This window comes from Cellulosimicrobium sp. GQ32 (assembly GCF_059758455.1).
Map to the genome: position 1 here is coordinate 107,159 of NZ_JCAXEP010000011.1, position 20,889 is coordinate 128,047.

Below are 20,889 nucleotides of genomic sequence, written 5' to 3' on the forward strand. Positions count from 1 at the left end.
CATCCAAGCAGGCCGCCCGGCCCGCGGTGGGATCAGCGGTCGGTGGGCTCCGGGTCGGTGCCCGTGGCCTCGGGGTCGGTCGTCGCCTCGGTGGTGGCCGGCTCGGCGTGCTTGCGGCGGGGGACGAAGTGCGCCACGAGGACCACGACGCCACCCACGAGGATGCCGACGACGGCCGAGCACGCCGTGTTGACCAGCCAGCCGAGGAACCCGCCCACGCCCGCGACGCCGGTGACCGCGTGCTCGAGGTGGTGCACGACGTCGTACGGGCCGTGCCAGCCGAGGTCGTAGGCGCCCTGGAGCAGGATGTGTCCACCGACCCACAGCATCGCGACGATCCCGACGAACGAGATGACGGACATGACCTTGGGCATCGCGCCGACGAGCCCGCGCCCGAACAACTGGACCCACGGCGTCTCGCGCTTCGCGAGGTGCAGGCCGATGTCGTCCATCTTCACGATGAGCGCCACGACCCCGTACACGAGCACCGTGATGAGCACGGCGACGATCGCGAGGATGACCAGGCGCGACCAGAAGCCCTCGGAGGCGACCTCGTTGAGCGCGATGACCATGATCTCGGCGCTGAGGATGAAGTCGGTCCGCACCGCGCTCGAGACCACCGAGTCCTCGTCGACGGCCTTCTTCTCGGCCTTCGTCTCCACCTCGGCGTGGTGGGAACCCGAGACGAGCTCCCACACCTTCTCGGCGCCCTCGAACGCGAGGTACGTCCCGCCGAGCATGAGCAGCGGCGTGAGCAGGTCGGGGAGGAACTGGCTCAGCAGCAGGATCGCCGGGAGGATGAACAGCAGCTTGTTGCGCAGCGACCCGGTCGCGATCCGCTTGACGACGGGCAGCTCGCGCTTGGCGGCCAGGCCCTCGACGTAGCGAGGCGTGACGGCGGTGTCGTCGATGACGACGCCCGTCGCCTTGGCGCTCGCGCGCCCGGCGGCCGCGCCGACGTCGTCGATCGACGCCGCGGCGAGCTTGGCGAACGCCGCGATGTCGTCCAGGAGGGCAGCGAGTCCGAAGGCCATGGGGAGGTGCTCCGTGCGCCGGCCCGCGTCGCCGCGCACGGGCCCGCTGTTCGAGTGGACGCGGCGGCAGCATCGTAGCGACTTCACCCCCCGCTCGCGTCGGTGGGTCAGGACGCCGGAGGGCGGGTCACGACGTTCACCACGTGCGGCGCGCGCACGACGACGCGCACGACCTCCCGCCCGGCAGTCGCCCGCGCGACACCGGGCGTCGCGAGCGCGAGGTCGTGCAGCGCGCGCTCGTCAACGTCCGCGCGCACGCGGACCCGGCCGCGGACCTTCCCGTCGACCTGGACGGCCGCCTCGACCTCGTCCGCGGCGAGCAGCCCCGGGTCGACGACGGGCCAGGTCGCCTCGGCCACCGACGGTTCGCGACCGAGCCGGAACCAGGCCTCCTCGGCCGTGTGCGGCGCGAACAGGCTCAGCAGCACCGCGACCGCCTCGACGGCCTCGCGCACGGCGGCGGCGTGTGCACCGGGGTCCTCGTCCGGTGCCGGGCCGACCTCGTTCGCGCGGCGCGCGGCGGTGACGAGCTCCATGACACGCGCGACCACCACGTTGAACCGGCTCCGGTCGAGCAGGTCCTCCGCGTCGTGCACGGTCGCGTGGGTCGCGCGGCGCAGGTCGTGCGCGCGAGACGCTGGTGCGGCCTCGGCCAGCGCGGCGTCGTGCGCCGCCGCGTCCGACCGCGCGCCCGGCCCGACGACGGAACCTCGGGCTGGTCGCACGACCGGGCCGACGGCGTCAGTCAGCCGCAGCACGCGCGCGCAGAACCGCCGCATCGCGCCGGGGTCGACGTCCGCCCAGTCCACGTCGTCCTCCGGCGGCCCGGCGAACACCATCGCGAGGCGGACCGCGTCGGCGCCGTGCCGGTCGAGCTGCTCGCCGAGGCCGACGCCGTTGCCGAGCGACTTGCTCATAGCCCGCCCGCCGTTCAGGACCTGTCCCTGGTTGAGCAGCGTCGCGAACGGCTCGACGACGTCCACCCACCCCTCGTCGTGCAGGAACTTCGTGACGAACCTGCTGTACAGCAGGTGCAGGATCGCGTGCTCGACGCCACCTACGTACTGCGCCGCGGGCATCCACCGCCGCGCGTCCTCGGGACGGAACGGGACGTCGACGGGTGCTCCCTCGCCCAGCGAGCAGTACCGCAGGAAGTACCAGGACGAGTCCACGAACGTGTCGAGCGTGTCCGGGTCGCGCTCGGCGGCCGCGCTGCAGCGCGGGCACGGCACGCGCCGCCACGCGTCCGCAGCGGGGGACGCGAGCGGCGAGCGGCCCCGGGGGAAGAGATCGTCGCCGGCCAGGTCGGGCAGCCGCACGGGCAGCTCGTCCTCGGGGACGGGCACGACGCCGCAGCCCGGGCAGTGCACCACCGGCACCGGGGCGCCCCAGTAGCGCTGGCGCGAGACCAGCCAGTCACGCAGCCGGTACGACGTCGCGTGCTCGCCCGCACCGTCGGCCTCCAGCCGGGCGATCGCGTCCTCGACTCCGGGCCACGTCTCGCCCGACCCCGCAGGCAGGCCGTGCGCGGCGGCGAATCGCGCGTCGCGGTCGTCGTGCGCGGGCACGCCCATGACCGCGCCCGTCCCGTAGCCGGGCAGCACATGGTCCGCCGCCCAGACGGGCAGTCGTGCGCCCGTGCCGGGGTGGCGCACCCACGAGCCCAGGAACGTCCCGGCGCTCGGGCGCTGCGCGTTCGTCCGCTCGATCTCCCCGGACGCCAGCGCGGCCTCCCGGTGCCGGGCGAGCGCGTCCGCTCGCTCGGGCGCGCACAGCGCCGCCGCCAACGGCCCGTCCGGCGCGACGGCGACGAACGTCGCGCCGGGCAGGGTGTCGGGGCGCGTCGTGAAGACCTCGACATGCTCGGGGTGTGTGCCCGCCCCGGGTACGGCGCTCGCGGTGGCGCTAGGGCCGTCGTCGGGCACGACCGCGAAGCGCACGCGCGCGCCCGTGCTGCGCCCGATCCAGTTCCGCTGCATCGTCAGGACGCGCGCGGGCCACGCGCCCTCGAGCGCGTCCATGTCGTCGAGCAGCCGGTCCGCGTAGGCGGTGACGCGCACGAACCACTGCGTGAGCTCGCGCTGCACGACGGCCGCCCCGCACCGCTCGCACCGTCCGCCCACGACCTGCTCGTTGGCGAGCACCGTCTGGTCCGCGGGGCACCAGTTCACGGGGGCCGTCGCGCGGTAGGCGAGGCCGCGCTCCAGCAGCCGCAGGAACAGCCACTGCGTCCAGCGGTAGTACTCCGGGCGGTGGGTCTCCAGGCGGCGCGACCAGTCGAACGACACCCCGTACCGGTGCGCCGTCGCGGCCTGCGTCGCGATGTTGGTCTCGGTGAAGACGGCGGGGTTCTCGCCGCGGCGGATCGCCGCGTTCTCGGCGGGCAGCCCGAACGAGTCCCAGCCGATCGGGTCGAGCACGTCGTACCCGCGCAAGCGCCAGTACCGCGCGACGACGTCCTCGAGGGCGAACACCTCGGCGTGACCCATGTGCAGGTCGCCCGACGGGTACGGGAACATCGTCAGCAGGTAGCGGCGGGGGCGCGCGCCGTCGTCGCGCGCGCGGAACGTGCCGTGCTCGGCCCAGTACCGCTGCCAGCGGTCCTCGATCTCGCGGATCGACGGGGGAGACGGGGGTACTGCGGGGTGGGGTGGGTGTGCGGCGTCCACGGGAGGCTCCTCGAGAAGGTGGGCTTCGTCGTCGGGCACTCGCCGTGCGCTCGCCGGTAGCTCGACCGGGACGCGCAGGCACCGCCGCGCTGAGCGTGCCCGCCCGGCGGGCTCAGCGCGGCCGGCGAAGGAGGAGCCGCAGGTGTCGCATCCCGGACATCGTGACCCGCCCGACGGCGCGGGGTCAACCCGCGCGGGGCGCGCAGGTGTGGCGGACGTCGCCCGCGCACGCACCCCAGGGCCGATCCGGCGCCAGTAGGCTGGTCGCCATGGCATCCCACTACGACGTCGTCGTCCTCGGTGCAGGTCCCGGTGGTTACGTGGCCGCGATCCGTGCAGCCCAGCTGGGCCTGTCGGTCGCGGTCGTGGAGGAGAAGTACTGGGGTGGGGTGTGCCTCAACGTGGGCTGCATCCCGTCCAAGGCGCTCCTGCGCAACGCCGAGCTCGCGCACATCTTCCAGCACGACGCGAAGACCTTCGGCATCTCCGGAGAGGTCAGCTTCGACTTCGGCGCGGCGTTCGACCGCTCGCGCACCGTCGCGGAGGGGCGCGTCAAGGGCGTGCACTTCCTCATGAAGAAGAACAAGATCACCGAGTACGACGGCCGCGGCACGTTCCGCGACGCGCACACGCTCGACGTGAAGCTCGCCGACGGCTCGACCGACCAGGTGACGTTCGACAACGTCATCATCGCGACCGGCTCGAAGGTGCGCCTGCTCCCGGGCGTTGAGCTGTCCGAGAACGTCGTCACGTACGAGAAGCAGATCCTCACGCGCGACCTGCCCCGCTCCATCGCCATCGTCGGCGCCGGCGCGATCGGCATGGAGTTCGGCTACGTCCTCAAGAACTACGGCGTGGACGTCACGATCATCGAGTTCCTCGACCGCGCGCTGCCCAACGAGGACGCCGACGTGTCGAAGGAGATCGCCAAGCAGTACAAGAAGCTCGGCATCAACCTGCTCACCTCGACCGCCGTCCAGACGGTCAAGGACAACGGCACGGCCGGCGTCACCGTCAGCTACAAGGGCGTCAAGGACGACAAGCCGGGCGAGCTCGTCGTCGACAAGGTCCTCATGGCCGTCGGCTTCGCGCCCAACGTCGAGGGCTTCGGACTCGAGAACACCGGCGTCCAGCTCACCGAGCGCGGCGCCATCGCGATCGACGACGTCATGCGCACCAACGTCGAGCACATCTACGCGATCGGTGACGTCACGGCGAAGCTCATGCTCGCGCACGTCGCCGAGGCGCAGGGCGTCGTCGCGGCCGAGACCATCGGCGGCGCCGAGACCCTCACGCTCGGCGACTACCGCATGATGCCGCGCGCGACGTTCTGCCAGCCGCAGGTCGCGAGCTTCGGCCTCACCGAGCAGCAGGCCCGCGACGAGGGCTACAAGGTGAAGGTCGCGACCTTCCCGTTCATGGCGAACGGCAAGGCGCACGGCCTCGGCGACCCGACCGGCTTCGTCAAGCTCATCTCCGACGAGACCTACGGCGAGCTCCTCGGCGGCCATCTCATCGGCCCCGACGCGTCCGAGCTGCTGCCCGAGCTCACGCTCGCGCAGAAGTGGGACCTCACCGTCTACGACGTCGCGCGCAACGTGCACACCCACCCGACGCTGTCCGAGGCCGTCCAGGAGTCGATCCACGGCCTCGCGGGGCACATGATCAACTTCTGATCGACCGGCACACCGCGCGGAGTGCTTTCCGAAGGGCCCGGACCTGCGACCGCAGGTCCGGGCCCTTCGCGCTGCCGTGAACCGGGCCAGGACGGTGGTGCTTCAGCAGGCGGTCGGGTCAGGCGGCGCGCTGCGAGCGGGCGTGGGCACCCGCATGCTGGACGTTCCGCCCGACGTCGACAGGGGAGATCTACATGTCCGACCAGACCACGCCCCAGGACCCGACCACGCAGCAGCCGCAGCCCGAGCAGCCCGCCGACCAGCTGGAGCCGCCGGGTCTCACGGGCGACATGTCCCAGGAGCCCGACCACGGGGAGTCCACGTACCAGGGCTCGGGCCGGCTCGAGGGCAAGCGCGCGCTCATCACCGGGGGCGACTCCGGCATCGGCCGCGCGGTCGCGATCGCGTTCGCCCGCGAGGGCGCCGACGTCGCGATCTCGTACCTCCCGGACGAAGAGGAGGACGCCCGGACCACGGCCCGGTGGGTCGAGGACGCGGGCCGCACGGCTGTCCTGCTCCCGGGCGACATCCGCGACGAGGAGTTCTGCCGGCAGCTCGTCGCCGACGCCGTCGCGGGGCTGGGCGGCCTCGACGTCCTCGTGAACAACGCCGCGTACCAGATGTCGCAGGACGAGGGTCTGCGCGGGATCACGACCGACCAGCTCGACCGCGTCCTGAAGACCAACGTCTACGCGCTGTTCTGGATCACGAAGGCGGCGCTCGACCACCTGCCCCGCGGCGGGGCGATCGTCAACACCACGTCCGTGCAGGCGTTCGAGCCGAGCCCGCAGCTGCTCGACTACGCGACCACCAAGGCGGCGATCCTCAACTTCACGAAGGGGCTGGCGCAGCAGCTCGCGCCGGAGGGCATCCGGGTCAACGCCGTGGCGCCGGGACCGATCTGGACGCCCCTCATCCCGGCAACCATGCCGGAGGAGAAGGTCGAGCAGTTCGGCGCCGACACGCCGCTGGGCCGGGCCGGGCAGCCCGCCGAGCTCGCGCCGGCGTACGTGTTCTTCGCGTCGCAGGAGTCCAGCTACATCACGGGCGACCGCATCGGCGTGACCGGGGGCCGGCTGCTCTAGGACGCTGCGGTCCTCGTCGGCTCACCGCGCACGGCGGCGGGCAGGCGGCACGTGAGTCGCCTGCCCGCCGCCGTGGAGCGGGTCAGCCGCAGGCGACGCCGTTGAGCGCGAACCCCACCGGGGCCGGGTGGGTGCCGGCGGTCGCGGTCGCGCCGTTGAAGCCGAACGTGACCGACTGCCCCGGCGCGATGCTCGACTGCCACGCCGGGTGCGCCGCGGTGACGGTGCTTTCCTCCTGGCTCACGACGGCGCTCCACCCCGGCTCGACGACGGTCTGTCCGCCGGGGTAGACGAACGTGACGGACCAGCCGTTCACGGGGGTGACCGACGTGTTGGTCACGGTGACCGACGCGGTGAACCCGGTGCTGTTGCCGCCCCACGAAGAGGCGGAGTAGTCGGCCTCGCAGGCGCCCGTGGGCTCGGGCGTCACGTCGTCCTCCAGGGTGGTGAACGTGACGGAACGCGTGGCCGAGACGGTGCCGGCGTGGTCGTTGCGCGACCGGACCGCCACCGTGTACGCGGTGCCGGGATCCAGCTCCGTCAGGTCGACCATGGGCGACCCGTCGGTGCTCGCGATCACCTGCCCGGTCGCGGGGTCGAGCACGTCGTACCCGGTGACGCACCCGGACTCGGCCGCGCCCCACATGACGTGCGCGCTCGTGGCGGTGACGGACATCGCCATGACGGAACCCGGGGTGCCCGGCGCCTCGTCCGGGCACGCGGGCTCGGTCGGCTCGCCGCCGTCGCCGATGCCCGTGACCTCGCCGTCGCCGCCGTCGAACGCGACGTCGGAGCACGAGTAGAAGTTCTCGTTGCTGTCCGAGCGGACCCAGTGGGTGAAGATCATGTGGTCGCCGCTGCGGTCGGCGGGCAGCGTGACGTCCCAGTAGTAGTAGTTCAGGGCACCCGGTCCGCCGGTGTCCGGCGGGTTGGTCACGGAGTCGATCAGCTCGAGGTCGTCCCAGGCGAGCGGGCCCGACGGGTCCCAGCCCTCCTCGGTGACGTACACGTCGAAGCGTCCGGGGTGCTCGGCCCAGTTGTTGTGCTGGAACTGGTAGGTCTCCCCGGCGGTCAGGTGCGTCCGCGGCCAGTCGTCCCGCACGGCGTTGAACCCGCTGAAGTCGTACGGGCCGCGACCCCCGCCGTCGCAGATCTGGCCGTCGGGGATGTAGCCGGCGGTGCGGCCCCCGCCGTTCGAGTCCAGGTTCCCGAACCAGTTGTAGAAGGCCGACGTGCCGCTGACCGCGTAGGCGTTCGCGCACGCCGGGTTCTGCGGGTCGACCTGCCCGTTGCCGGTCTGGCCGTCCACCCAGCACAGGTACTGGCGGCTCCCCGGGAACACCTCCGCCCCGTGCGCCGCGGCGGGGGCGGGCGGCGAGGCCGCCACCAGACCCGCCGCGCCGAGGACCACCGCGGCGGCCCACGCTGCAATGCGTCGCATCTCTCCAGCTCCTTTGCTCTCGGATGTCGAACACGGTGACGATGCCGCAGGGCGCGCGACGGCGGTACCGACCTAATCGATTCGGTCCGTCCGGCCCCGCCCCCTCGCCGAGCCATCGCGTCGCGCGCGGGCGTGCCACCGGCGTCGGGCACGGGAGAGGATGAGGGGCGGGGGACACCGACACGAGAAGGAGACCCATGCCCGCGCCCACGACGCCCACCCGCGAGTTCGTCACCGGCCTGCCCAAGGCGGAGCTGCACCTGCACCTGGAGGGCACGCTCGAGCCCGACCTCAAGCTGCGCCTCGCGCAGCGCAACGGCATCGACATCGGCCAGTCGACGGTCGAGGAGGTGCGCGCCACGTACGCGTTCGACTCCCTGACGAGCTTCCTCGCCGTGTACTACCCGGCCATGGAGGTGCTCCAGACCGCGGACGACTTCTACGAGCTCGCCGACGCCTACCTCGCCCGCGCGGCGGCAGACGGCGTCAAGCACGCCGAGATGTTCTTCGACCCCCAGGCGCACACGTCGCGCGGCGTGTCGTTCGAGGCGGTCGTGACCGGCTACCACCGCGCCGCGGCTGAGGCGCCGAGCAAGCACGGCATCGACGCGCACCTCATCCTGTGCTTCCTGCGCGACCACTCCGCGCAGAGCGCGGCCGAGACGCTCGAGGCGTCGGTGCCGTTCCGCGACAAGATCCTGGGCGTCGGGCTCGACTCCGACGAGCGCGACAACCCGCCGCAGAAGTTCGCCGACGTCTTCGCGCGCGCCCGCGAGCTCGGCTACCGCCTGACGATGCACTGCGACATCGACCAGGTCGGCAGCATCGACAACATCCGCACCGTGCTCGACCAGATCGGCGTGGACCGCGTGGACCACGGCACGAACGTCGTCGAGGACCCGGCGCTCGTCGACGTCGTGCGCGACCGCGGGCTGGGACTCACGACCTGCCCGATCTCGAACTCGTTCGTCACCGACGACATGAAGGCGACCGAGATCGCGGGCCTGCTGCGCTCGGGCGTGCGGGTCACGGTGAACTCCGACGACCCGGCGTACTTCGGCGGCTACGTCGCCGACAACTACGTCGCGCTCGCGGAGGCGGCGGGGTTGACGACGGAGGAGGTCGTGCAGCTCGCACGCAACTCGTTCGAGGCGTCCTGGCTGGGTGACTCCCAGCGGGCCGCCTACCTCGCCGAGATCGACCGGTACGTCGCGACGTTCGACGCGACCGCCGTCTGACCCGGCCTCTCGCTGCACCGAGGTAGAGCCCCCGTCCGCCGAGGTAGAGGCGTGGTCATGACCACGCCTCTACCTCGCGGGACCGGGGCTCTACCTCGCGGTTCTGGGCGCTCGTCCCGCGCCGGCGTACCGGGGAGTAACGTGTCGGGGACGGCCGCCGCCGTCCGGATGGCGGCGAGCACGACCGCAGGGGTGAATAATCTCCGGGTGCCGCATGTTGGCGCACTCGGGCCCCGCGCCCGCGGACGAGCCGTCCGCGGCCACGACGCGCGGGACCGGGCCCCGCAGGGGCACCACGGACCATCGGCTTGGCGAGAGGGCGACCAGAGCTCATGAAGGATGTGCTGTACGTCAACGGCGGGACCCCGCTGGACGGGACGATCACCGTGCGGGGCGCGAAGAACTTCGTGTCCAAGGCGATGGTGGCGTCGTTGCTGGGGGAGTCGCCGAGCGTGCTGCGCAACGTGCCGCAGATCCGCGACGTCGGCGTCGTGACGGGGCTGCTGGAGCTGCACGGCGTGGCGGTGAAGTCCGACCCGGACGCGGGGATCCTCGACCTGGACCCCTCCAACGTCGAGTCGGCGCACGTCGCGGACATCGACGCGCACGCGGGCTCGAGCCGCATCCCCATCCTGTTCTGCGGCCCGCTGCTGCACCGCCTGGGCGAGGCGTTCATCCCCGACCTGGGTGGTTGCCGGATCGGCGACCGGCCGATCAACTACCACCTCGACATCCTGCGCCAGTTCGGCGCGGTCGTGGACAAGCGGGAGAACGGGATCCACATCCGCGCCCCGCGCCGCCTCCAGGGCACCAAGATCGCGCTGCCGTACCCGTCCGTCGGTGCCACCGAGCAGCTCCTGCTCACGGCCGTGCGCGCCGAGGGCATCACGGAGCTGGCGAACGCCGCGATCGAGCCCGAGATCATGGACCTCATCGCGGTGCTCCAGAAGATGGGCGCCATCATCTCGGTCGACACCGACCGCGTGATCCGCATCGAGGGCGTGGACCGCCTCGACGGGTACACCCACACGGCGCTCGGCGACCGCATCGAGGCGGCCTCCTGGGCCTCGGCAGCGCTCGCCACGGGCGGCGACATCACGGTCAAGGGCGCGACGCAGCCCGAGATGATGACGTTCCTCAACACGTTCCGCAAGGTCGGCGGCCGGTTCGACGTGCAGGACGATGGGATCCGGTTCTGGCACCCGGGCGGCGACCTGTCCCCGATCGTGCTCGAGACCGACGTGCACCCCGGCTTCATGACCGACTGGCAGCAGCCGCTCGTCGTCGCGCTCACCCAGGCCAAGGGTCTGTCGATCGTGCACGAGACGGTCTACGAGAACCGGTTCGGCTTCACGGACGCGCTGCGCGGCATGGGTGCGACCATCCAGGTCTACAAGGAGTGCCTGGGCGGTCGCGACTGCCGGTTCGGCCAGCGCAACTTCCACCACTCCGCGGTGATCTCCGGCCCGACGCCGCTGGCCGCGGCCGACATCGAGGTCCCGGACCTGCGCGGCGGCTTCTCCCACCTCATCGCGGCGCTCGCGGCGAAGGGCACCTCGACCGTGCGCGGGATCAGCCTCATCGACCGTGGCTACGAGAACTTCCAGGAGAAGCTGGTCGCCCTCGGCGCCGACGTCCGCCGCGACTGACCTGGACCGCCCGTCGCCGCAGGTCATGACGCCTGTCACGGCGGCGCGGCGCCCGTGCGTGGGACGCTGGTCGACGTGATCACTCGACCGCGCACGTTCCTCGACGTGTGGAGCCGTCGGACCGCGCCCGAGCGGTTCGACGCCTACACGCGCTGGTCGCTGTACCTGCTCTCGCTGTTCGAGCCGTTCCTCGCGCTCGTGCTCGTCGGTTCCGACCCGACGTTCCGGCCGGGGGCCGTCAACGCGTGGCTGCTGCTCGTGCTCGCGCACACCGTCACGTGCCTCGTCCTGCTCCGCGCGGGGGTGGTGCACTTCCTGGGGGGCCCGGTCGTGCGCCCGTGGCTGCTCGCCCTCCACGGGGCCGTCTCCCTCGCGGTCGCGGTGGTCGGGTTCTGGACCTTCCCCGTCGGCTCGGCGGAGGACGTCGCCGGGAGCGCCCGGTACTACGCGCTCCTGGTGGGGTTCGGCTTCGGCACGCTCGCCGTCGTGCCGCTCCTGACGTTCCGCCGCCTCGCCCTGCTCGCCCTGCTGCTCGGTACGGTCACGGGGTGCTCCGTGTGGGTGGGGACCGGACCGATCTCCTCGACCACCGTGGGCATGGCGGTCGGGCTCGGCCTCTCCGGCACGGTCATGCTCGTCGCGATCTTCGGGTCGTACCGCGTGTCCGTGTGGATGCTCGGCATCGTGTGGGAGCAGGAGCGCACGCGCGTGCTCCACGCGCGCCTTGCCGTCGCGGAGGAACGACTGCGGTTCTCGCGCGACCTGCACGACGTCTTCGGGCGCACCCTGTCCGTGGTCGCGGTGAAGAGCGAGCTCGCCGCAGAGCTGGCCGCCCGCGGTCGCCCCGGCGCGGAGGAGCAGATGCTCGAGGTGCGCCGCATCGCGCAGGACGCGCTGCGCGAGGTGCGCGCCGTCGTCGCCGGCTACCGCACCGCCGACCTCGGTGCCGAGCTCGTGGGCGCACGCTCGGTCCTGCGCTCGGCGGGCATCGACACGACCGTCCACGGCGAGGAGACACCGGTCGGCACCGCGGCCCAGGAGGCGCTCGCCTGGGCCGTGCGCGAGGGCGTCACCAACGTGGTGCGGCACTCGACCGCTCGCACGTGCACGATCACGGTGCACCGGGACCGGACGTCGAGCGTCGTCGAGATCGTCAACGACGGCGTCCCTCCCGGGACGGGCGACGGGCGCGGATCCGGGCTGGTCGGTCTCCGGGAGCGGTTGGAGGGCGCCGGCGGGAGCCTGCGCACGTGGTCCGACGGCGGCCGGTACAACCTCGTCGCGCGCGTGCCCGACGACGGCGCGGCCCGGGGAGCGCCGGCGCGGGGCAGTGCCCGTGACCTTCCCGCCCCCACCACCGAGAGGACCACGCGCGCGTGATCCGCATCCTGCTCGCCGACGACGAGAACCTCATCCGTGACGCGGTCGCGTCGCTCCTGGCCCTCGAGGGCGACCTGGAGGTCGTGGCGCAGGCGGCCTCGGGCCCCGAGGCCGTCGCCGCCGCCCTCAAGCTCGAGCCCGACGTCGCGGTCCTCGACCTCCAGATGCCGGGGCTCGACGGGGTCGAGGTCGCGCAGCGCCTCGCGCGCGACCTGCCCTCGTGCGGTGTGGTGATCGTCACGAGCCACGGCCGGCCGGGCTACCTCAAGCGCGCGCTGGAGGCGGGCGCGCGCGGCTTCCTGCCCAAGACGGTCTCGTCGCGCGTGCTCGCGGACGTCGTGCGGCAGGTGCGCGACGGCGGTCGGTACGTCGACCCCGAGCTCGCCGCGGAGGCGATCGCGGCGGGCGCGAGCCCGCTCACCGCCCGCGAGGCGGACGTGCTCGAGCTCGCCGCCGACGGCGCGCCGGTCGAGGAGATCGCCACGCGCGCCCACCTGGCCCCAGGGACCGTGCGCAACTACCTGTCGTCGGCCGCCGCGAAGCTCGGGGCGGCGAATCGTCACGAGGCGGCGCACGTGGCGCGGCGGCACGGCTGGATCTGAGCGGAGGGCCGCGCCCGGTAGGCTCGGTGACCGTGCCGAGCCTGCCCGAGACCCCGCGCGCGTACAGGACCCTCGCGTTCTTCCTGCGCCCGATCCTCTTCGCGATCACCCGCCGTGACTGGCGCGGTGCGGAGAACCTGCCCCCGACCGGCTTCATCGCCGCGGCGAACCACGTCACGGAGGTCGACCCCGTGACGCTCGCGCACTTCCTCTACGACCAGGGCCGCGCGCCGAAGATCACGGCGAAGGCGTCGCTGTGGAAGGTGCCGGTCCTCGGCCGGATCCTCACCAGCACCGGCATGATCCCGGTGCACCGCGGCACGGCAGGTGCGGCGCAGTCCCTCGTCGACTCCACGGCGCGCCTCGACGAGGGGGAGTGCGTCGTGTTCTTCCCCGAGGGGACGCTGACGCGTGACCCTGACGGCTGGCCCATGGTCGGCAAGACGGGCGTCGCTCGGCTCGCGCTGACGAGCCGCGCGCCCGTCGTGCCCATCGCGCAGTGGGGCGCCGAGAAGCTCCTGGCGCCGTACGGCAAGGTGTTCAAGCCGATCCCGCCCAAGCGGGTCGCCGTCCACGCGGGACCGCCCGTCGACCTCTCCGACCTCTACGACCGTCCGCAGGACACCGCGACGCTGCGCGAGGCGACCGAGCGCATCATGGCGGCGATCACGCGCCAGCTCGAGGAGATCCGCGGCGCGAAGGCGCCCGCGGAGCGCTTCGACCTGCGTCAGCACCCGGGCTCGGAGCGCCGCCGGTGAGCGGGGACCAGACCGTCGAGATCAGCCCCGCGCCGCTCGGCGCCGCCGACGTCCCCGCCGAGGAGCGCGTCGTCGCCGCGGTCCTCGGGTCAGGGAGCTGGGGCACGACCTTCGCCGCCGTGCTCGCCGACGCCGGCTGCGAGGTCCGCCTGTGGGGCCGCGACCCCGAGGTCGCCGCGCAGGTGAACTTCTCCCGCCGCAACGAGAAGCGGTTGCCGGGCATCGAGCTGCCTGCGGGCATCCGGGCCACGACCGACGCGCGCGACGCGCTCGCCGGGGCGGGCCTGGTGGTCGTCGCGATCCCCTCGCAGGTCGCCCGCACGACGCTCGCCGAGCTGCGCCCGTACCTGGAGCCCGACGCCGTCGCGGTCTCCCTCATGAAGGGCGTCGAGCTGAGCACCGACCGCCGCATGAGCGAGGTCGTCGCGGAGTCCCTCGGACTGCCGCCCGAGCGCGTCGCCGTGGTGTCGGGCCCGAACCTGGCGCGGGAGATCGCGCACCGTCAGCCGACGGCGACCGTGGTGTCGTGCGTCGACGAGGACGTGGCGCGGTACGTCGCGCGGGCCTGCTCGTCGTCGTACTTCCGCCCGTACACCAATCGCGACGTGGTCGGGGTCGAGCTGTGCGGGGCCGTGAAGAACGTCATCGCGCTCGCCGTGGGGATCGCCCAGGGCCGCGGGTTCGGCTACAACACGACCGCCACCGTCATCACGCGCGGACTCGTGGAGATCACGCGCCTGGGTCTCGCGCTCGGAGCGGACGCCGAGACGTTCCCCGGCCTCGCGGGCATGGGCGACCTGGTCGCGACGTGCTCGTCCCCGCTCTCGCGCAACCACACGCTCGGCAAGCACGTGGGCCAGGGGCTGAGCCTCGACGACGCGATCGCCGCCACCGGCGGCACGGCCGAGGGCGTCAAGTCCTGCCGGTCGGTCCTCGAGCTCGCGCAGAAGGTGGGCGTCGAGATGCCGATCACGGCCGGCGTCGTCGCGGTGCTGCACGAGGGGATGCCGGTCGACGAGATGGCGCGCGGCCTGCTCGCCCGGCCGCAGAAGGCCGAGGGGATCTCGGCGGAGCGCTGAGGTCGACGGCGGCCGAGGCGACGGTCAGTCGTCGTCGCGGACGTCGACCACCACGCGCGTCGGGTCCTCGAGCGAGAACACCCGGAACGGGCGCTGCTCGTCGTCGACCCCGACGAACGCCTGCGTGTAGCCCTCGAAGACGCCGCGCAGGAGGACCTCCTCGACCTCGCCGCCGTCCCCCGCGCGCACCGGGTTCGGTCCCGCGTACTCGTCCACGCCCGTGTCCATGGGGTACCCCGAGCCGGAGATCATGACCTGGAGATAGGCGTCGCCGTCGACGGCGACGACGTCGCCCTTGCCGTCGTCGACCGGCTGGTCGACGTACTCGACGCGCCACCCGGGCGTCCCGGTCCCGCCGAGCTCGAAGACGACCCGGTCGTACCCGTCGTGGTGCCCGACCCGGATGTCCGTCACGGTCAGGGCCGCGTCCGCGGACGGGTCCTGCGTGTCCGGGTCGGTGTTCGCGGGGAACGGGAGCGGTGCCTCGGTCGCGTCGTCGGCCGGTGCCGTGGAATCGTCCGTCGGGCTCTCGGCCGGGGCGTCGGTCGGCGAGCCCGTGGGGCTGGGCGAGCCGCTCGTCGCCGTGTCCGACGGCGAGGGAGAGTCGTCCGTGCCGCCGGGGGTGCACGCGGCGAGCGAGAGCACCAGCAGCCCGACGGCGGCCGTCGCGGCCCGTGGTGATGTCGCGGCTCCGCGTCGCGCCCGGTCGCCTCGGTCCGTCCGCATCGTTCCTCGCGCCTTCATGGACCGATCGTAGAAACCGCAGGTCACGCTCGCGCGGCGGGCAGAGCACGGTCCGGTCCCGGTCGGGTCACGGCAGCGTCTCGGCGGCATCTCGCTGATGTCGTGCGTGCGTGCGTGCGGGAGGTCTCCGGACGTCGTGGCCCCGTCCGGGTGGTCGACGCTAGGCTCGGAGGATGCTGCAGGGGATCGGCACAGGCGCGGTGGGCGTGCTCGTCGCGGTCGCGCTCACGGGGATGCTCGTCGTCGGGATCACGCGGTTCACCTCCGGCGCGGAGGCGCGCGCCCGCCGCGACGCGGGCGGGGGCGAGAGCGCGTCGTCGGGCATGTTCGGCGAGATCGTCGAGATCTTCCAGCCGAGCCGCACTCACCTCACCGAGGAGAAGGAGCGCCAGCGCCTCGACATCGTGCAGCGCCCCGCCGAGGGCCGCCCGTTCGACGTCGACCTCGACGGCGGCGTCTTCTACGTCCCGACGGACTCGTCAGACCCTCCGCGGCCCGCGCGCCCGGACGCGGAGGCGCCGTAGCGCGCTTCAGGGGGAGTTCAGGCCGCGGGTGCCCGCAGCGCGCGGTCGAGGTCACGCCAGAGGTCCTCGACGTCCTCGATGCCCACGGAGAGCCGCAGCAGGTCCTCGGGGACCGTGCGCGACTCGGTCGCGAACCGGCGGCGGCGTTCCAGGCTCGACTCCACGCCGCCGAGGCTCGTCGCGGGCACCCAGAGGCGCACGGCAGCGACGACGGCGTCGGCGCCCGCGGCCCCGCCACGGGGCCGGACGCCGAGGATCGAGCCGTACCCGGTCATGAGTCGCGACGCGCGCTCGTGCCCGGGGTCCGTCGGCAGGCTCGGGTGGCGCACCTCGACGACGTCGGGGTGGTCGGCGAGGCGCCGCGCGAGCTCGGCGGCGTTCGCCTGGGCGCGCTCGACGCGCAGCGCGAGGGTGCGCAGGCCGCGCAGCGCGAGCCACACCTCGAACGGACCGGGGATCGACCCGTGGAGCGTCCGGTAGGAGCGCAGCGTCGCGGTGAGCTCGGCCGTGCGCGCGACGGCGGCGCCGAGGACGACGTCGGAGTGCCCGGCGAGGTACTTCGTCACCGAGTGCACGACGACGTCCGCGCCGTGGGCGAGCGGCTGCTGCCCGAGCGGGGTCGCGAACGTGTTGTCCACGGCGGTGAGCACGCCGCGCTCGCGAGCGGCCACGAGCAGCACGGGCAGGTCGGCGACCTCGAGCATGGGGTTCGTCGGGGACTCGACGAGCAGGAGCGAGGCGCCGTCGAGCGCGGCGACGACCTGGTCGGTGTCCGCGACGTCGACCCGGACGACCTCGACCCCCGCGCGCGCGGCGAGGTCGTCGGCGAAGCCGAGCGTCACCTGGTAGGCGTGCCGGGGGAGCACGACCTTGCCGCCGGCGGGCACGAGCGAGAAGACCGCCGCGATCGCCGCCATCCCGGACCCGAAGGCCACGCCGGGGTGCTCGCCCCCCTCGAGCGCTGCGAGCGCCTCCTCGAACGGTTGCCACGTCTCGGTGTCCATGCGCGTGTACAGGAGCTCACCGGGCTGCTGTACGCCCTGCGACACGTAGGTCGACGAGAGCACGATCGGCGGGTTCACGGGCGCGCCCTGCGCCCGCTCGGGACGCCCCGCGGCGACGACGACGGTCGCGGGGGAGAGGGCGGAGACGTGCGGGTCGCTCATGGCGGCAGAGTACGCCCGGTCGCTCGACGCATGCCCCGAACAACCACCCCCTGACCAGGTGCCGTCAGTCGAGCGGGCCCAGGAGGGACTGCGCGACCGTGGAGTGCGCGGACTCGTCGTCGGACGGGTGGAAGATCCCGGCGAGCACGTCGCGGTACAGGCGGCCGAGCTCGTTCCCGGCGAAGTAGCTGGACCCGCCCGCGACGCGCACCATCTGGTCGACGACCGTCTTCGCCGTCTCCGTGGCGCGCACCTTGAGCCCTGCGGTCGAGCGGAACCAGCCGGCGCCGCGGTCGACGAGCGCGTCGAGCTCGCCCGCGACGGTGTCGATCTGCGGCCAGACCGCGTCGAGCGCGAGCGCGGCGTCCGCGAGGCGCCAGCGGATGTCCGGGTCCTGCGCGAGCGACGCGCCGTCGTTCTTCATCGACGTGCGGCGGCGCGCTGCGGCGACGCCGAGCTCGAGCGCGCGCTCCGCGATCCCGGTGTAGACGGACGCGAGGAGCGTCTCGAACGTCGTGAAGATCCCCACGACGAGCGGGTCGAGCGTGGGCCCGGGCGCGAGCCGCCGGACGACGCGGTCGGCGGGCGCGTGAGCGCCGTCGAGGACCGTGGAGCGGGACTGCGAGGCCCGCATGCCCATCGTGTCCCAGTCGTCGAGCACCTCGACCCCGGCGCCCCGGGGGACGAACGCGTGCACGAGGCGCGGGCCGTCGTCGGACACCGTGTCGAGCCCGAGGACGCCCAGGCGCGTCCACGCGGGCGAGTTCGACGTGAAGATCTTGCGGCCGTGGAACGTGTAGCCGCCCGTGCCGTCCGGTCGCGCCTCGGTGCGGGACCCGAGCAGGACCAGGTCGTTGCCGCCCTCGGAGTACCCGAAGCCGAACACCTCGCCGCGACCCGCCTCCTCGAGCAGCCAGTCGAGCGAGGCGTCGCCGCGCTCGTGCAGGTAGCGCGCGACGCCGGTCCACACGTGGTGCATGTTCACCGCGAGGGCCGTCGCGGGTGCCGCGGCCGCGAGCCGCGCCTGCTCGTGCGCGACCTCGCGCAGGCCGAGCCCGGCGCCGCCGAACGACGTGGGCACGAGCGCCCGCAGGTACCCCGCCTCGGCCAGGGCGGCGAGGTCCTCGTCGAAGAACGCGTTGTCGCGGTCGTAGCCCGCCGCGCGGCCGCGGACGGCGTCGAGCAGGTCGTCGGTGAGGAGGGTGCGCCGCTCCGGGAACGGCGGAGCAAAGGGTGCAGCGACGGGCGTGGACATGGCCTGCCTTCGGTCGTGGCGGACGGCGAGAGGCCCCGGCGACGCGCGTCGCCGAGGCCCCTCCACCGTACGCCGGGCCGGTCAGCCGACGAGCGCCGGCTCCTCCGGGGACGGCAGGATGCGGCGCAGCACGTCGGCGAGCGTCACGACGCCGACGAACCGCTCGCCGTCCATGACGATCGCGAGCTGCTCGCTCGACTCGCGCATGCGCGCGAGCGCGGCGTGCACGGTCGTCCCCGACGCGAGCACGAAGCCCGGCCGCGCGAGCTCCCCGGCGGGCCGGTCGTCAGGCTCCAGGAGCGTGTCGCGCACGTGCACGACCTTGGGGACGACGCTCCCGTTCTGGACGAGGATGCGCAGGTGCCCCGACCGGGCGGACGCCGCGCGGACGTCCGCGGCCGTGGCCGTCGCGGCGACCGACGTCGGCCGGCCCTCGGTCGGCACGAGCGCGTCGACCGTGAGGGTCTCGAGCTCGATGACGCCCGAGATCTGCACGCGGTACGACGCCTCGAGCGCGCCGACGTTCGCCGAGTGCTCGACGAGGTGCCGCAGGGTCGCGGCGTCCTGCCCCCCGCCCTCGACGTTCTCGACCGGCTCGACGCCCACGGCGCGCACGCAGCGGTTCGCGAGAGCGTTGAGCCAGCGCAGGAGCGGCCGGAACGCCCACATGAACCCGCGCATCGGCAGCGCCAGCAGGGTGGCCGAGCGCTCCGGGTGGGCGATCGCCCACGACTTCGGCGCCATCTCGCCGATGACGAGGTGCAGGAACGTCACGACGATCAGGGCCAGAACGAAGCCCGCGACGTCGGCGGCCCACAGGGGCGCGCCCCACGCCTCGAAGACGGGCGTGAGCCAGTGGTGCACGGCCGGCTTGGTGATGGCGCCCAGCGCGAGCGTGCACGCCGTGATGCCGAGCTGTGCGCCGGCCATGAGGAGCGTGAGCTCGTTCGAGCTGCGCAGCGCGGCGCGCGCCGCGCGGCTCGTGGGTGCGGCGTCCTCGAGCCGGTGCCGCTTGGCGCCGAGGAGCGCGAACTCCACGGCGACGAAGAACGCGCTGAGCGCGATGATCGCGACGGTCGCCACGACGACGACCCAGGGGTTGCTCATCGGGTCTCCTCCGCTGCGTCCGTCGGGCGGGCAGCCTCGTGCGTGGTGTGGTGCGCGTCGTCGGCGGGCGGGGCGTCGCCCCGCTGCTCGACGAGCCGGACGCGCACGAGGCGCGGCACGTGCCGCTCGACCGACAGGACGTCGACGACGAGCGTGCGGTGCACGGGCTCGTCGTGGACGAGGTCGGCGGGGTCGTCCGGGAGCGGGACCTCGATCGTGTCGCCCGCGCGCGGCAGGGCGCCGTGCTGGGCGATGAGGAGCCCGGAGACCGTCTCGTGGTCGCCGCGGGGCAGGTCGTGGCCGAGCGCGCGCTCCGCCTCGTCGACGTGGACGTCGCCGCCCATGACCCACACGCCGTCGTCCTCGGCCGTGACCGTGACGGGCTGCTCCGGGTCGTGCTCGTCGGTGATCTCGCCCACGAGCTCCTCGGCGAGGTCCTCGACGGTCAGCACGCCGGTGAAGCCGCCGTACTCGTCGATGACGCACGCGAGCTGGTTGCGCGTGGAGTTGAGCTGCCCGAGCGCGGCGGGCAGCGTCATGGTCGTCGGCAGCACGACGGCCGGACGCATGAGGTCGGTGACGGGCGCGTCGTCGGGCAGGCCGGTCGCGAGGACGTCGGCGAGCTGGACGACGCCGAGCGGCTGGTCCGTCTCGTCGACCACCGGGTAGCGCGTGTGCGCGCGGGCCATGAGCTCGCGCACCTCGGCCACGGTCGCCTCGGGCCGCACCGTCCCGACGCGCGAGCGCGGGATCATCGCGTGCTCGACGTCGCGCTGGGGGAAGTCGAGGATGCGGTCGAGGAGCACGGACAGCTCGTCGGGCAGGTCGCCGCTCTCGCGCGAGTCCGCCACGATGTGCTCGAGGTCGCGCGCCGTCGCGGTGTTGTCCACGTCGTGCACGGGCTCGATCTTCAGCAGGCGCAGCAGGGCGTTGGACGCCTTGTCGAACACCGCGATGAGCCAGCCGAACACCGTGAGGTAGGCGGTCGTGGAGCGCGCCAGGCCCTTCGCGAGCGGCTCGGGCCGCGCGATGGCGAGGTTCTTGGGGAACAGCTCGCCGAAGAGCATCTGGATGATCGTCGACAGCACGAGGGCGAGGACGGTGCCCACCGCCACGCCGACGCCCGTCGGGACGCCGACGCCGCCGAGCATCGTGCCCAGCGACTCACCGATCAGGGGCTCGGCCACGTAGCCGACGAGCAGGCCCGTCACGGTGATCCCGAGCTGGGCCCCGGACAGGACGAAGGAGGTGCGCCGGGTGACGGCGAGCGCGCGCCGGGCCGACTCGTCGCCGGCCTCCGCCTTGGCCCCCAGGCGGGAGCGGTCGACGGTCATGTAGGCGAACTCCTGGGCGACGAAGTAGGCCGTCGCCGCCGTGATCGCGAGAACCACGAGGAGCCCGAGCAGGAGGGAGAGGAAGGTCGTCATCGTGCCCGCACCGCCCTCCGGTCGTCGGGGACGCGTTCGCGCGTCCGCTCGCTGC

The 20,889-nt window shown here is 73.3% G+C and carries 17 protein-coding genes; 9 read left to right on the top strand and 8 right to left on the bottom strand.

Annotated elements, in window-relative coordinates:
* Positions 1-32 precede the first annotated feature (32 nt).
* The gene (locus AC6CH9_RS16940; RefSeq protein WP_498155942.1) at positions 33-1,034 is read right to left on the bottom strand and encodes a DUF808 domain-containing protein; all 1,002 of its coding nucleotides are present in this window, start codon (positions 1,032-1,034) and stop codon (positions 33-35) included.
* Between the two features lie 107 nt (positions 1,035-1,141).
* A complete protein-coding gene (locus AC6CH9_RS16945) occupies positions 1,142-3,703 on the bottom strand; it encodes a leucine--tRNA ligase (RefSeq protein ID WP_498155943.1) in 2,562 nt (853 codons plus the stop codon).
* Between the two features lie 269 nt (positions 3,704-3,972).
* On the opposite strand from AC6CH9_RS16945, the gene lpdA reads away from it, so the two are divergent.
* Positions 3,973-5,379 (top strand): dihydrolipoyl dehydrogenase, encoded by a 1,407-nt coding sequence (gene lpdA / locus AC6CH9_RS16950; protein ID WP_154798340.1) that lies wholly within the window; start codon positions 3,973-3,975, stop codon positions 5,377-5,379.
* Positions 5,380-5,573: 194 nt separating this feature from the next.
* Positions 5,574-6,464 (top strand): SDR family oxidoreductase, encoded by an 891-nt coding sequence (locus AC6CH9_RS16955; protein WP_498155944.1) that lies wholly within the window; start codon positions 5,574-5,576, stop codon positions 6,462-6,464.
* An 82-nt stretch (positions 6,465-6,546) separates the two neighbouring features.
* Here AC6CH9_RS16955 and AC6CH9_RS16960 read toward each other — a convergent pair whose 3' ends face one another.
* A complete protein-coding gene (locus AC6CH9_RS16960) occupies positions 6,547-7,905 on the bottom strand; it encodes a lytic polysaccharide monooxygenase (RefSeq protein WP_498155945.1) in 1,359 nt (452 codons plus the stop codon).
* Positions 7,906-8,102: 197 nt separating this feature from the next.
* Between AC6CH9_RS16960 and AC6CH9_RS16965 the strand changes: the two genes are divergently transcribed.
* The 6 genes from AC6CH9_RS16965 (at position 8,103) to AC6CH9_RS16990 (ending at position 14,611) form a co-directional block, all read left to right on the top strand.
* On the top strand, positions 8,103-9,143 hold the full coding sequence (locus AC6CH9_RS16965) for an adenosine deaminase (RefSeq protein ID WP_498155946.1): 1,041 nt from the start codon (positions 8,103-8,105) through the stop codon (positions 9,141-9,143).
* Between the two features lie 332 nt (positions 9,144-9,475).
* On the top strand, positions 9,476-10,792 hold the full coding sequence (gene murA / locus AC6CH9_RS16970; RefSeq protein ID WP_064317243.1) for a UDP-N-acetylglucosamine 1-carboxyvinyltransferase: 1,317 nt from the start codon (positions 9,476-9,478) through the stop codon (positions 10,790-10,792).
* 75 nt (positions 10,793-10,867) lie between these two features.
* Positions 10,868-12,172: a sensor histidine kinase gene (locus tag AC6CH9_RS16975; RefSeq protein WP_498155947.1), complete on the top strand. Its 1,305-nt coding sequence runs from the start codon at positions 10,868-10,870 to the stop codon at positions 12,170-12,172.
* Positions 12,169-12,774 (top strand): response regulator transcription factor, encoded by a 606-nt coding sequence (locus tag AC6CH9_RS16980; RefSeq protein ID WP_498155948.1) that lies wholly within the window; start codon positions 12,169-12,171, stop codon positions 12,772-12,774. Before AC6CH9_RS16975 ends, AC6CH9_RS16980 begins: the two co-directional genes overlap by 4 nt.
* Positions 12,775-12,806: 32 nt before the next feature.
* A complete protein-coding gene (locus tag AC6CH9_RS16985) occupies positions 12,807-13,532 on the top strand; it encodes a lysophospholipid acyltransferase family protein (RefSeq protein WP_498155949.1) in 726 nt (241 codons plus the stop codon).
* Between the two features lie 20 nt (positions 13,533-13,552).
* Positions 13,553-14,611, top strand: coding sequence for an NAD(P)H-dependent glycerol-3-phosphate dehydrogenase (locus AC6CH9_RS16990; protein ID WP_498155988.1), 1,059 nt, complete (start codon positions 13,553-13,555; stop codon positions 14,609-14,611).
* A gap of 24 nt (positions 14,612-14,635) precedes the next feature.
* Here the strand turns inward: AC6CH9_RS16990 and AC6CH9_RS16995 are convergent, their stop codons facing one another.
* Positions 14,636-15,355, bottom strand: a complete 720-nt coding sequence (locus tag AC6CH9_RS16995) for an AMIN-like domain-containing (lipo)protein (RefSeq protein ID WP_498155950.1) — start codon at positions 15,353-15,355, stop codon at positions 14,636-14,638.
* 173 nt (positions 15,356-15,528) lie between these two features.
* On the opposite strand from AC6CH9_RS16995, the gene AC6CH9_RS17000 reads away from it, so the two are divergent.
* Complete coding sequence (locus AC6CH9_RS17000; protein WP_498155951.1) at positions 15,529-15,879, top strand: DUF6191 domain-containing protein; 351 nt, start codon at positions 15,529-15,531, stop codon at positions 15,877-15,879.
* A gap of 17 nt (positions 15,880-15,896) precedes the next feature.
* Here AC6CH9_RS17000 and AC6CH9_RS17005 read toward each other — a convergent pair whose 3' ends face one another.
* The 4 genes from AC6CH9_RS17005 to AC6CH9_RS17020 form a co-directional block, all read right to left on the bottom strand.
* Entirely contained in the window at positions 15,897-17,045 is a 1,149-nt protein-coding gene (locus AC6CH9_RS17005) for a trans-sulfuration enzyme family protein (protein WP_498155952.1), read from the bottom strand.
* 64 nt (positions 17,046-17,109) lie between these two features.
* The gene (locus AC6CH9_RS17010) at positions 17,110-18,300 is read right to left on the bottom strand and encodes an acyl-CoA dehydrogenase family protein (protein WP_498155953.1); all 1,191 of its coding nucleotides are present in this window, start codon (positions 18,298-18,300) and stop codon (positions 17,110-17,112) included.
* Between the two features lie 81 nt (positions 18,301-18,381).
* Positions 18,382-19,407: a CNNM domain-containing protein gene (locus AC6CH9_RS17015; protein WP_498155954.1), complete on the bottom strand. Its 1,026-nt coding sequence runs from the start codon at positions 19,405-19,407 to the stop codon at positions 18,382-18,384.
* On the bottom strand, positions 19,404-20,834 hold the full coding sequence (locus tag AC6CH9_RS17020) for a hemolysin family protein (RefSeq protein ID WP_498155955.1): 1,431 nt from the start codon (positions 20,832-20,834) through the stop codon (positions 19,404-19,406). The genes AC6CH9_RS17015 and AC6CH9_RS17020 overlap by 4 nt, the downstream gene beginning before the upstream one ends.
* Positions 20,835-20,889: the final 55 nt, after the last annotated feature.